This window comes from Halomonas sp. LMYGS-3 (genome assembly GCF_059509875.1).
Genome location: NZ_JCAKFQ010000001.1, coordinates 286,043 through 297,934, shown reverse-complemented (window position 1 = coordinate 297,934; position 11,892 = coordinate 286,043). Strand labels below are relative to the sequence as shown.

At 67.9% G+C, this 11,892-nt stretch carries 12 protein-coding genes; 7 read left to right on the top strand and 5 right to left on the bottom strand.

The window, feature by feature from the left end:
* The first annotated feature begins 28 nt into the window (after positions 1 to 28).
* Positions 29 to 856 carry an IclR family transcriptional regulator gene (locus AC5W54_RS01435; protein WP_495960285.1) on the top strand — a complete coding sequence of 276 codons (828 nt, stop codon included), beginning with the start codon at positions 29 to 31 and terminating at the stop codon, positions 854 to 856.
* 64 nt (positions 857 to 920) lie between these two features.
* Here AC5W54_RS01435 and AC5W54_RS01430 read toward each other — a convergent pair whose 3' ends face one another.
* The 4 genes from AC5W54_RS01430 to AC5W54_RS01415 are packed head-to-tail and all read right to left on the bottom strand — an operon-like array spanning position 921 to position 4,389.
* A complete protein-coding gene (locus AC5W54_RS01430) occupies positions 921 to 1,433 on the bottom strand; it encodes a MarR family winged helix-turn-helix transcriptional regulator (RefSeq protein WP_495960284.1) in 513 nt (170 codons plus the stop codon).
* Between the two features lie 55 nt (positions 1,434 to 1,488).
* Complete coding sequence (locus AC5W54_RS01425) at positions 1,489 to 2,784, bottom strand: TRAP transporter large permease (RefSeq protein ID WP_282722399.1); 1,296 nt, start codon at positions 2,782 to 2,784, stop codon at positions 1,489 to 1,491.
* Positions 2,781 to 3,320 (bottom strand): TRAP transporter small permease, encoded by a 540-nt coding sequence (locus tag AC5W54_RS01420; protein WP_495960283.1) that lies wholly within the window; start codon positions 3,318 to 3,320, stop codon positions 2,781 to 2,783. The genes AC5W54_RS01425 and AC5W54_RS01420 overlap by 4 nt, the downstream gene beginning before the upstream one ends.
* A gap of 19 nt (positions 3,321 to 3,339) precedes the next feature.
* A complete protein-coding gene (locus tag AC5W54_RS01415; RefSeq protein ID WP_495960282.1) occupies positions 3,340 to 4,389 on the bottom strand; it encodes a TRAP transporter substrate-binding protein in 1,050 nt (349 codons plus the stop codon).
* A gap of 391 nt (positions 4,390 to 4,780) precedes the next feature.
* Here AC5W54_RS01415 and AC5W54_RS01410 point away from each other — a divergent pair, with 391 nt between their 5' ends.
* The 6 genes from AC5W54_RS01410 (at position 4,781) to maiA (ending at position 10,970) form a co-directional block, all read left to right on the top strand.
* On the top strand, positions 4,781 to 5,749 hold the full coding sequence (locus AC5W54_RS01410; RefSeq protein ID WP_495960281.1) for an MBL fold metallo-hydrolase: 969 nt from the start codon (positions 4,781 to 4,783) through the stop codon (positions 5,747 to 5,749).
* 152 nt (positions 5,750 to 5,901) lie between these two features.
* Positions 5,902 to 7,638, top strand: a complete 1,737-nt coding sequence (locus AC5W54_RS01405; RefSeq protein WP_495960280.1) for an FAD-dependent oxidoreductase — start codon at positions 5,902 to 5,904, stop codon at positions 7,636 to 7,638.
* Complete coding sequence (locus AC5W54_RS01400; RefSeq protein ID WP_495960279.1) at positions 7,625 to 7,861, top strand: DUF2783 domain-containing protein; 237 nt, start codon at positions 7,625 to 7,627, stop codon at positions 7,859 to 7,861. Before AC5W54_RS01405 ends, AC5W54_RS01400 begins: the two co-directional genes overlap by 14 nt.
* Positions 7,862 to 7,875: 14 nt before the next feature.
* A complete protein-coding gene (hmgA, locus tag AC5W54_RS01395; protein ID WP_495960278.1) occupies positions 7,876 to 9,186 on the top strand; it encodes a homogentisate 1,2-dioxygenase in 1,311 nt (436 codons plus the stop codon).
* An 85-nt stretch (positions 9,187 to 9,271) separates the two neighbouring features.
* A complete protein-coding gene (locus tag AC5W54_RS01390) occupies positions 9,272 to 10,291 on the top strand; it encodes a fumarylacetoacetate hydrolase family protein (protein ID WP_495960277.1) in 1,020 nt (339 codons plus the stop codon).
* A 34-nt stretch (positions 10,292 to 10,325) separates the two neighbouring features.
* The gene (gene maiA / locus AC5W54_RS01385) at positions 10,326 to 10,970 is read left to right on the top strand and encodes a maleylacetoacetate isomerase (RefSeq protein WP_495960276.1); all 645 of its coding nucleotides are present in this window, start codon (positions 10,326 to 10,328) and stop codon (positions 10,968 to 10,970) included.
* Between the two features lie 88 nt (positions 10,971 to 11,058).
* On the opposite strand, the gene AC5W54_RS01380 is transcribed toward maiA, so the two are convergent.
* Positions 11,059 to 11,868 (bottom strand): DODA-type extradiol aromatic ring-opening family dioxygenase, encoded by an 810-nt coding sequence (locus AC5W54_RS01380; protein WP_495960275.1) that lies wholly within the window; start codon positions 11,866 to 11,868, stop codon positions 11,059 to 11,061.
* Positions 11,869 to 11,892: the final 24 nt, after the last annotated feature.

Genomic DNA, 11,892 nt, shown 5'->3' with positions numbered 1-11,892 from the left:
TTTGTCGCGGGACGAGGGAGATCAGCAGGTGAGTGAAGGCAAGCGCAGAACGGCGGGGCGACCCGCCGGGTCGGGCAAGAGCACCAGCGGTCACAGCCAGTCGCTGGTCCGCGGGCTCAACATGCTCGAGCTCCTGGCGGCCAGCCCCGGCGGCCTGGCACTCTCGGAGATCGCCGAACAGGCCGACCTGGCGCCCTCCACCACCCATCGCCTGCTCCAGGCGTTGCAGGGCCAGGGCTTCGTGACCCAGGACAACGAGCTCGGGCTCTGGAAGATCGATGTCAAGACCTTCCGCATCGGCAACAGTTTCCTCGAGGCCCGCGACTTCGTGGCCACCAGCCGCCCCTTCCTGCGGCGCCTCACCGCCGAGACCGGCGAGACCGCCAACCTCGGCATCCGCGACGGGAGTACCGCGGTGTTCCTCGCCCAGAGCGAATCGCCGCAGATGATGCGCATGATCACCCGCCTCGGCTCCCGGGCGCCGCTGCACGCCTCCGGGGTAGGCAAGGCGCTGATGGCCTGGCTGCCCGACGACGAGTTCGAGCGCGTCCTCGACGAGCGCGGCCTGGCCCGGGTCACCGAGAACACCCTGCACACCCCCGAGGCGCTGCGCCGGGGCCTCGCCGAGGTGCGCCGGCTCGGCTACGCCTGCGATCGCGAGGAGCACGCCATCGGCCTGCACTGCGTGGCCGCCTGTATCCACGACGAACACGGCATCCCGCTCGCCGCCATCTCGGTCTCGGGGCCAGTGGCCCGCATTCCCGAGCCCCGGCTGGGCGAGCTCGGCGAGCTGGTGCGCGGGACCGCCGCCGAGATCACCGCCCGGCTGGGGGGCAAGATCCCCGAGCCCTGGTAGCCCCCCGGTCACGCAGAAGCCCGGCCACTGGCCGGGCTTCTGCGACACAAGTCCACATGACGCATCAGCCAATACGCTCGAGTTGGCGTTCGAGCTTGCGCATCGCATGCAGCAGGTCGCGATACTCGCCCGCCGTCAGGGTCGCCACCAGTTCGGCCTCCCAGGCCTGGGCCTCGGGAATCAGCTCGGCGAGCAGTGCCTGACCCGCCTCGGTGAGGCGCAGGTCGTGCAGCCGCTGGTCGCGGCTCGAGGGGCTGCGGCTGATCAGGCCGCGATCCACCAGCGCCTGTACCGCCCGCGAGACCCGCGCCTTGTCCATGCGCGTCGCCTCGCAGATCTGCTTGGCGTTGAGCACGTCACGATGGCTGAGCCAGGCCAGCACCCGCCACTGGGCCACGTTGAGCGCGTAGCGCTCCTCGTACATTCTCGCCAGTTCGTCGCTGATGCGATCGGCCAGGCTGTTGAGCCGATAGGGCAGGAACTGGTCGAGGTCCAGCTCATGCTTGGAGGGCAAGCCTTCGCGTTCGTTGTCTTGCCGCTCACCCTGTTGCGCCCGCGAGTCTGGCTTGCGGTCCATCAGCGTTCTCCCAGTCCATCTCGATACGCCAAGCCCTGCCGGCTGGCGGAGGTCGTCAGTAGAGCAGTTGCGGCAGGAACAGCACGATACCCGGGAACACCAGCACCAGCAACGCGCGCGCCGTGCCCGCCACCCAGAACGGCGTCACCCCGCGGAAGATCGTCCCCGTCGACACGTCCGGCAGCACCGCCCGCAGCACGAAGACGTTCATCCCCACCGGCGGCGTGATCAGGCTGATCTCGATCACGATCACCACCAGGATCCCGAACCACACCAGGTCATAGCCCAGCCCCGCCACCACCGGGAAGAACACCGGCACCGTCAGCAGCAGCATCGACATGCTCTCGAACACGCAGCCCAGCAGCACGTAGATCGCCAGGATCACCAGGATCACCACGAAGGGCGCCACGTCGAGCCCGTTGACGACGGCCAGCAGGTCATTCGGCAGCCCGGCGCGGTTGATGAAGTTGGCGAAGATCAGCGCCGTGAGCACCACCGCGAACAGCATCGCGGTGGTGCGCACCGTGTCCATCAGCACGTTCATGAGCACCCGCGGGGTCAGCGCGCGACGCAACAGGGCGATCACGAAGGCCCCCATGGCGCCGATCCCGGCGGCCTCGGTGGGCGTGAACACCCCCAGGTAGATGCCGCCGATCACCAGCACGAACAGCGCCAGGGTGCTGCCCACGCTCTTCAGCGCGGCGATCCGCTCAGGCCAGGCCACCCGCTCGCCGGCCGGGCCGGCCGCGGGGTCGCGCCACAGCACCCACTTCACCGCCGCGAGATACATGACGATGCCCAGCATCCCGGGAATGAAGCCCGCGGCGAACAGCTCGCGGATGCTCGTCTCGGTGAGGATGCCGTAGATCACCAGCATCACGCTGGGCGGGATCAGGATGCCCAGGGTGCCGCCGGCGGCGATCGACGCCGCGGCCAGCGAGTCCTTGTAGCCGTACTTGCGCATCTGCGGCATCGCCACACGCCCCATGGTCGCCGCCGTGGCCAGGCTCGAACCGCAGATCGCGCTGAAGCCGCCGCAGGCGACGATGGTGGCCATGGCCTGGCCGCCCTTGCGGTGGCCGAGGAAGCCGTTGGAGGCCCGGAACAGCGCATCCGACAGCCCGGCATGGGAGACGAAGTTGCCCATCAGGATGAACAGCGGGATCACCGACAGCCCGTAGTCCATGCCGGTGTCGACCACCCGCCGTGCGGCCATCGCCTCGGCGGCGCTCCAGTTGCCGGTCAGGTAATAGAAGCCGACGAAGCCGACGATGCCCATGGCGAACGCCAGCGGCACCCGCAGGAAGGCCAGCAGCAGCAGGGCGGCGAATCCATAGAATGACTCGATCATTGATCGCCTCCCGGGCTCAGCGGCCCACCGCGTGTGACCACGCCTACGCCCTCGAGCAGGTAGCCCAGCGCGCGACCCAGGGTGAGCAGGGCGGAGACCGCCAGCATGATCGCCATCAGGGTGATCAGGTAGCCCACGGGAATGCGCAGGAACTCGGTCACGTCACCCCAGTCGAAGGCCCGCACGCCCAGCGCCCAGACCCGTCCGGCCATCACCCACAGGGCCGCGGTGACGATCAGGTTGACGATCACCTGGCGCAGCCAGATCCAGCGCCCCGGGAAGATCGCATCGAGCAGGTCGACGCTGATGTGCTCCTCGCGCCAGCACACCACCGGCAGCGACAGGAAGATCACCGCCGCCAGCATCAGCTGGGTCAGCTCGACGGCACCGAGAATCGGCGCATTGAAGAAGTAGCGGCCGGTCACGTCCGCCGTGGTCAACAGCATCATGGCGAAGAGGGTGGCGCCCGCCACCCCCTCCAGCCCCAGCTGCAGGACCCGGCCGACGCGCGACCAGCGGGTCGACATGCTAGTCATGGTCAGCTCCTGGCGGGGGTCATTCCTGCGCCACACGCGATTCGATGCCATCGCCGTCTGCCGCCACGGACAGCTGCTCGCGGAAGAAGCTCAGCGCCTCCCGGGCATCCAGATCGCCACGGCTGACCCGATCGGCCCAGGCCTCGATCAACTCGTCGCTGACGTCCCGGAGCATGGCGATATCCGCCTCCGAGGCCTGGGTGAAGGTATTGCCCAGTTCCTCGGCAAACTCGACGCCGCGCTCGTCGGAGACGTCCATCATGTAGCCGAACAGCCGCGAGAGAGACTCCCCCGAGACCGACTCGATGGCCTCGCGATCCTCGGCGGAGACCCGGTCCCAGACCATGGGATTCATGACGATGGCGAAACTGCCGCGATAGAAGCCGCCGTCGACCTGAAGGGTATTGGGCAGCACTTCGGCCACGCGGAAGCTGCGCAGCCCCTCGAGGGTCAGCATGGCGCCGTCGATGACGCCCTGGGAAGCCGCCTCGTAGACCCCGGTGGGCGGCAGCGCCACGCCGGTCACCTGCATGGCGTTGGCCAGCTCGGTCATCACGCCGCCGCCCACGCGCAGGCGCTTGCCGGTCAGTTCATCGAGGCTCTCGACATGCTCACCGGTGAAAATCTGGCCAGGGCCATGCACGCCCACGGCCATGACTTCCAACCCCCGGTGCTCATTGGCCTGGGCCAGGTGCTCCTGATGGGTACGCCAGTAGGCCGCCGAGGCCACCTCGGAGGAGAAGGTCTCGAAGGTGGGAAATTCGGGCAGCTGCGTCAGTTCGAAGCGCCCGGCCATGTGACCATGGAAGATCCAGCTGGCATCGGCGACGCCGTCGGCCACCAGGGCCATCTGGGACGCGGGCGGCCCGAGGTCCTCGGTGACCTGGAGCGTCACACGCCCCTCGGTGGCCTCCTCGATCCATGCCTTCCAGGTCGGCCAGACGATGGTATTGATACCGTGGTTGGGCCCACCCCAACTGCTGACGTTGATCGTGGTCTGGGCCAACGCCTGCGAGCTGAGGGTCGCCGCGGCCAGGGCGCCCAACATCAATCCGATGGTCTTGTTCATGGTGTCCTCCGTCGTCACGGGATGGCGGCAGGGGTGCCGCCCCTTCTTGTAATGAGATCGTCGTGAATGGCGAGAGCCTAGCGGGGCTCTCCTCGGTCTGCGGCGACCGGGGCCGCGAAACCAGCGTCATTTGTGCACACCTTGCCTGCCAATTAGTCTCCTCTGCAACTATAATGATACCCAAACGGGTTGAACTTAAGTCTAGCCCAAAAGACAAACCCTACAGCTACAGTGACTTATCGCTTTAGACGCTTCATTCCATCACCAGATGGCCTGTGAGAGGCTGGACAACAAGTTTCATCAGCAACTATTATCTTGCCACTGGCCGAGTCAACGGCAGAGACAACGACGACCGGGCCAAGCCCGACGCCCCGACGACACCGGAGGAACCATGAGCAAGAAATTCGCGTCCCACGCCGATACCGAAGAGAAGCAGATCAGCTTCACCCAGCTGGCCGAGGGGCTCTATGCCTACACCGCCGAGGGCGACCCCAACACCGGCATCGTCATCGGCGACGACAGCGTGATGGTCATCGACACCCAGGCCACCCCGATCATGGCCCAGGACGTGATCCGCCGCATCCGCGAGATCACCGACCTGCCGATCAAACACGTGGTGCTGACCCACTACCACGCCGTCCGCGTGCTGGGGGCCTCCGCCTACGACGCCGAGAATATCTACGCCAGCCAGCACACCTATGACCTGATCAATGAGCGCGGCCAGCAGGACTACGAGTCTGAGGTCGGCCGCTTCCCGCGCCTGTTCCAGGGGGTGGACTCGGTGCCCGGCCTGACCTGGCCGAACATCGTCTTCCAGCAGGAGCTGACGGTGTTCATGGGCAAGCGCGAGGTGCGCATCATCCACCTGGGCCGCGGCCACACCAAGGGCGACACCATCGTCTGGCTACCCGAGGAGCGGGTGATGTTCTCCGGCGACCTGGTCGAGTACGGCGCCACCCCCTATACCGGCGACGCCTACCACGAGCACTGGCCCGCCACCCTCGATCGCCTGCAGGCCATGGGCCCGCAGAAACTGGTGCCGGGCCGCGGCGAGGCGCTCACGACCCCCGAGCAGTGCCAGGAGGCGATCCAGGGCACCCGCGACTTCCTCGCCGACATGTACGGAAGCGTCAAGGCGGGCAAGGCCGCCGGCAAGTCGCTCTCCGAGTGCTACGCCGAGACCTACGCCAGGCTCAAGCCCAAGTATGGCCACTGGGTGATCTTCGACCACTGCCTGCCCTTCGACATCACCCGCTGCTACGACGAGGCGGGCGGCGAGCACCCCGACCCGCGCATCTGGACCGCCGAGCGTGACACCGCCATGTGGCACTCACTGCAGGACGTCGTCGAGAACCAGTAAGACGCCGTTTCCACGCCATGCTTGGCGAGCGGCGTCGGGAGCAGGTCGCCACGAGGGGCTTTTTCCAAAGAAGGAAAAAGGAGCGCCCAGGGAGGGGGGGCTCAGCGCCCTCGCGGTGGCCTGCCGCCGGGATAGCCGCCGTCGGAGGAGCCATGCCTACTACTTACAAGAATCCCGTCTACCCGTATCGCCGCCCCCCCGAGCTGGACCGGCAGGACGTCCGCCACTGCCCGGTGGTGATCGTCGGCGCCGGACCCACCGGCCTGGCCATGGCCGTCGACCTGGCCCAGCAGGGCATCGACAGCATCGTGCTGGACGACAACAACACCGTCAGCGTCGGCTCTCGGGCCATCTGCTTCGCCAAGCGCACCCTGGAGATCCTCGACCGCCTGGGGTGCGCCCAGCCCATGCTCGACAAGGGCGTGACCTGGCAGCACGGCCGCGTCTTCTTCCAGGAGCGCCAGGTCTACGACTTCAACCTGCTGCCGGAAGAGGGCCACCGCGTGCCCGCCTTCATCAACCTGCAGCAGTACTACTTCGAGGAGTACCTGGTCGACCGCGCCGGCGAGCTCAGTGAGCGCATCGACCTGCGCTGGAAGCACCGGGTCACCTCGGTGGACAGCCAGCCGGACCGTACGCTGGTCGCGGTGACCACCGAGGACGGCGACTACCGCCTGACCTGCGACTACCTGCTGGTGGCCGACGGCGCGGGCAGCAAGATCCGCGACATGCTGGGCCTGGAGAGCAAGGGCCAGATCTTCCAGGACCATTTCCTGATCGCCGACGTCATCATGAAGGCCGACTTCCCCACCGAGCGCTGGTTCTGGTTCGACCCGCCCTTCCACCCGGGCCAGTCGGTGCTGCTGCACAAGCAGCCGGACAACGTCTGGCGCATCGACTTCCAGCTGGGCTGGGACGCCGACCCCGAGGAAGAGAAGAAGGAGGAGAACATCCGCCCGCGGGTGCAGGCGATGCTCGGCGAGGACGTGGAGTTCGAGCTGGAGTGGGCCAGCGTCTACACCTTCCGCTGCCGCAAGATGGACGACTTCATCCATCAGCGGGTGTTCTTCATGGGCGACGCCGCCCACCAGGTCTCGCCCTTCGGCGCCCGCGGCGCCAACGGCGCCATCCAGGGCACCGACAATCTGGCCTGGAAGCTGGCCCGGGTGCTCAAGGGGCAGGCCCCCGAGGCGCTGCTCGCCACCTACAACGACGAGCGCCAGCACGGGGCGGCGGAAAACATCCTCAACTCGACCCGGGCGACCGACTTCATCACCCCCAAGAGCCGCATCAGCCGGCTGTTCCGCGATAGCGTGCTGGAGCTGGCGGAGCACTACCCCTTTGCCCGCCGCCTGGTGAACAGCGGCCGGCTGTCGATGCCCTGCCATTACGACGGCTCGCCGCTCAACGGCCCCGACGCCGAGAGCTTCCCGCTCGAGCTGCGCCCCGGCAGCCCGGCCAAGGATGCCCCGATTCGCCGGGACGGCGAGGACGCCTGGCTGCTCAACCAGTTGGGCGACCGCTTCGTGCTGCTGCTCGACGGCCGTGTCAGCACCGGAGTGGCCGAGGGCCTGCGCACCGACCTCGAGGGGCTGCTGAAGAACCGGGCCGACCTCGACCTGCTGATCGTCGGGCCGGCGCCCCACGCCCTGACCGGCCTGCCGCGCAGCGTCGTGATCGAGGATGCCGAGAACCTGGTCGGCGAGCGCTACGGTCTCACCGCCGGCGCCGGCTACCTGATCCGCCCCGACCAGCACGTCACCGCCCGCTGGGCCGCGGTCACCGCCGCCGCCGTCGGCGACGCCCTCGATCGCGCCCTGGGCGTTTACCTCGACGCTCGTCTCGACACTCCTCGTGACAACCAGGGAGGCCGCCATGCCACGGCTTGAGCTGAACCCCAACTTCACCGACCCGGACGCCTTCTACGCGGCGCTGACCGAGGTGCATCGCGAGCGCAGCGAGGCGGAGAGCGAGCGCATCAACGCCCGCTTGATCCTGCTGCTGGCCAACCATGTCGGCGACCAGCAGGTGCTCGAGGAGGCCCTGGCCATCGCCGGCCAGGCCGCCGAACCGACGCCCCCACGTCAGTCAGCCCGACAAGAACAGCGCTGAGAGAGGATAGCTCCATGACCACCGAGACGCTTCAGTACCAGAGCGGTTTTCGTAACCACTTCGCCACCGAGGCCCTGCCCGGCGCCCTGCCCGAGGGGCAGAACTCGCCCCAGCGCTGCGCCTACGGCCTCTACGCCGAGCAGTACACCGGTTCGGCCTTCACCGCCCCGCGCCACCAGAACCTGCGCTCCTGGCTCTACCGCATCCGCCCCTCGGTGCTGCAGAGCGCCTACCGGCCACTGGGCGACACGGCGGTGGCCACCGCGCCGCTGGCCCGGCCCGCCGCCGACCCCAACCAGATGCGCTGGGACCCGGTGCCGGTGCCCGACGCGCCCACCGACTTCGTCGACGGCCTGCTGACCATCGCCGTCAACGGCGATGCCGGCGCCCAGACCGGCTGCGGCGTCCATGTCTACGCCTGCAACCGCGACATGACCGAGCGCTTCTTCTACAACGCCGACGGCGAGCTCCTGGTCGTGCCCCAGCTCGGCACCTTGCGCCTGCGCACCGAGCTCGGCGAGCTGGAAGTGGGCAACGGCGAGATCGCGGTGATTCCCCGCGGCATCAAGTTCCAGGTGCACCTGGAGGCCGGCACCGATGCCGCCCGCGGCTACGTCTGCGAGAATTACGGCAACCCGCTGGAGCTGCCCGGCCTCGGCCCCATCGGCGCCAACGGCCTGGCCAACCCGCGCGACTTCCTGAGCCCGGTGGCCGCCTACGAGGACCGCCAGGGCGACTTCGAGCTCGTCGCCAAGTTCTCCGGGCGCTTCTGGGCCACCCGCCTCGACCACTCGCCGCTCGACGTGGTGGCCTGGCACGGCAACGTCGCGCCCTACAAGTACGCCCTGTCGCGCTTCAACACCATCAACACGGTGAGCTTCGATCACCCCGACCCCTCGATCTTCACCGTGCTGACCTCGGCCTCGGACACCCCGGGGATGGCCAACCTCGACTTCGTGATCTTCCCGCCGCGCTGGATGGTCGCCGAACAGACCTTCCGTCCGCCCTACTTCCATCGCAACCTGATGAGCGAGTTCATGGGCCTGATCCACGGCGAGTACGACGCCAAGGCCGAGGGTTTCCTCCCCGGCGGCGCCAGCCTGCACAACTGCATGTCGCCCCACGGTCCCGACGCCGACACCTTCGAGAAGGCCTCGAATGCCGAGCTGACCCCGCAGTATCAGGGCGATACCCTGGCCTTCATGTTCGAGAGCCGCTACGTCTACCATCCCACCGAGGCAGCGCTGGAGGCCGACTTCCGCCAGCGCGACTACGTCGACGTCTGGTCGACTCTGCGTTCGCACTTCGACCCGACCCAGCCCTGACGAACGGGCCCTGATCGATACGACAGACGATAATCGCGAGACCCGCCCGGCGGGCCTCGCCCCTGACGACAAGGATCGAGACAAGATGAAACTCGCCACCCTCAAGCACGGCCGCGACGGCGAACTGCTCGTCGTCTCCCGCGACCTGACGTGCGCCGTGCGCGCCACCGACATCGCCGCCACCCTGCAGCAGGCCATCGAGAGCTGGGATACGCTCGCCCCGCAGCTCGAGGCCCGCTATGCCGAGCTCAACGATGGCAGCGCCGAGGGTGCCTTCGCCCTCGACCCGGGCGAGCTGCACTCGCCGCTGCCGCGCAGCTACCACTGGGCCGACGGCTCCGCCTACCTCAACCACGTCAAGCTGGTGCGCCAGGCGCGGGGCGCCGAGATGCCCGAGACCTTCTGGACCGACCCGCTGATGTACCAAGGCGGCGGCGACAAGTTCCTGGCCCCCACCGAGGACATCGAGGCAATCAGCGAGGAGCACGGCATCGACTTCGAGGGCGAGCTCGCGGTGATCACCGACGACGTGCCCATGGGCGTCACCCCCGAGCAGGCCGCCGGCCACATCAAGCTGGTGATGCTGGTCAACGACGTCAGCCTGCGTGGCCTGATCCCCGGCGAGCTGGCCAAGGGCTTCGGCTTCTTCCAGGCCAAGCCCGCCTCCAGCTTCTCGCCGATCTGCGTGACCCCCGATGAACTCGGCGACGCCTGGCAGGACGGCCGCGTCCACCTGCCGCTCACCGTGCACCTGAACGGCGAGAAGTTCGGCGAGCCCGAGGCCGGCCCCGACATGATCTTCGGCTTCCCCGAGCTGGTGGCCCATGCGGCCAGGACCCGCTACCTGGGCGCCGGCGCCATCGTCGGCTCCGGCACCGTCTCCAATCCCGACGCCGACGGCGGCCCCGGCAAGCCGATCGGTGAGGGCGGGGTGGGCTACAGCTGCCTGGCCGAGGTGCGCATGGTCGAGCAGATCCTGCACGGGGCGGCGAAGACCCCCTTCCTGCGCTTCGGCGATCGGGTGCGCATCGAGATGTTCGACCGCGAGGGCCGGAGCATCTTCGGCACCATCGATCAGCAGGTGGTGAAATATCAGCCACACTGAGCCCGAGACCCCAGCAACGAAAGGATGCAGGCATATGACGACGCTCTACGGCTATTACCGCTCGTCGGCCGCCTACCGGGTGCGTATCGCGCTCAACCTCAAGGGCCTGGAGTACGACCAGGCCCCGGTCAACCTGGTGAAGGGCGAGCAGCGCAGCGAGACCTTCCGCGCCCATAACCCCCAGGGGCTGGTGCCGGCGCTGGTTGCCAACGACGGCACCACCCTGACCCAGTCGCTGGCGATCTGCGAGTACCTCGAGGAGCGCTACCCCGAGCCACCGCTGCTGCCGCTCGAGCCCACGGATCGCGCCCGGGTACGAGCACTGGCCCAGCTGGTGGCCTGCGAGATCCATCCACTCAATAACCTGCGGGTACTCAAGTACCTGGTCCATGAACTGAAGCTGGACGACGACGCCAAGCAGGCCTGGTACCGCCACTGGGTGACCACCGGCTTCGACGCCCTGGAGGCGATGCTCTCCCGCGAGGCCGGCAGCGGCGACTTCTGCCACGGCGACTCTCCGGGCCTGGCAGACGTCTGCCTGGTGCCCCAGGTGTATAACGCCGAGCGCTTCGAGTGCGACCTCTCCGCCTACCCGCGGATCCGGCGCATCGTCGCCAACTGCCGGGGGCTGGATGCCTTCCGGCGAGCGGCCCCGGACGAGCAGCCCGACGCCGGTTGAGCGTCCACCCCGATGCTGACGAAAGCGGGCACGCTGCCTCTCCAGGCAGCGTGCCCGCGCTTGTTCAAGGGTCTTCGCCGCCTGCCACTCAGCGACTTACCCGCCAGTAGAACATCCCCGCCTGTTTCCCGAGGATCGTGGCCGAGAGATGGGTCTCGCTGGGCTGGCCCGCCAGGCCATAGCACACGTGCAGCGGCAGCAGATGCTCCTCGCGAGGATGGCAGAACCGGGCATGCGGTGCGCGCTCCCAGTGCAGCAGACGCTCGGCACGCTGCGCTTCCTCGATCCGTGTATCGGCACAGGTCTCCTCGAGCCAGTCTTCGAAGGCCTGGTTGCGGGCCTCGATCTCCGGGGTATTGGGCGCGAAGAACGCCTGCATGTTATGGAAGGAAAAACCGGACCCGATCACCAGCAGGTCGTCGACGTCCAGCCCCTGCAGCGCCCTGCCGATGGCCAGGTGCGTCGCGGCATCCAGGCTGTCGACCAGTGACAGCTGCACGCAGGGAATATCCGCCTCCGGGTACATCAGCTTGAGCGGGACGAACAGCCCATGATCGAAGCCCCGCCGGTCATCGAGCCGTGCCGGCAACCCGGCCTGCGTCAGCGCCTGGTGGATCTGCCGCGCCAGCGCTGGCTCACCGGGGCAGGGGTACTCGATCTCGTAGGATTCCGGCGGAAAGCCGTAGTAGTCATAGATCAGTGCTGGATGGGTCCCCGAGGTGATGGTCGGGACCGCTTCTTCCCAGTGGGCGCTGATGACCAGGATGGCGGAGGGCCGGCGCAGCTGACCGGCCATCTCGGTGAGCCGCTCCACCATTTCACGGTGGCCCGGATCTCCCAGCAGCGGCAGCGGGCCACCACCGTGGGAGATGAACAGAACATCGGTCGTAGTGCTCATGGCTGCCGCTTCTCCTGCTCGTTC